General features: G+C 74.4%; 1 pseudogene. It reads right to left on the bottom strand.

Annotated features, from left to right (window positions below):
- Position 1 precedes the first annotated feature (1 nt).
- Positions 2-293 (bottom strand): annotated as a pseudogene (locus GCL84_RS29050) (IniB N-terminal domain-containing protein); the annotation flags it as partial.

Here is a 293-nt window from a genome sequence, read left to right as displayed (position 1 = left end):
CTCAAAGCAGCAGCTCCCGCACACCCACCCCCTCGCCGGGCAGCAACCCCACCTCGTCTCCCACCAGCGCGCCCACCCCCAGCGGCGGCTCGTCCCCCAGCGGCGGCTCGTCCCCCAGCAGCGCACCCGCACCCGGCAACAGTCCGTCTTCCAGCAGCGCACCCGTGCCTGGCAGCAGTCCGTCTTCCACCTCTGCACCCACCGGCAGCAGCCCCTCACCCAGCGGCGCGCCCTCACCCGGCAGCAACCCCACACCCGGCAGCAGCCCCTCACCCAGCGGTGCACCCTCACCC

Origin of the sequence: Actinokineospora pegani (assembly GCF_009745975.1) — a bacterium.
GTDB classification, from domain to species: domain Bacteria; phylum Actinomycetota; class Actinomycetes; order Mycobacteriales; family Pseudonocardiaceae; genus Actinokineospora; species Actinokineospora pegani.
The sequence above is the reverse complement of the archived record's forward strand: the minus strand, read 5'-3'. Positions and strand labels throughout refer to the sequence as shown.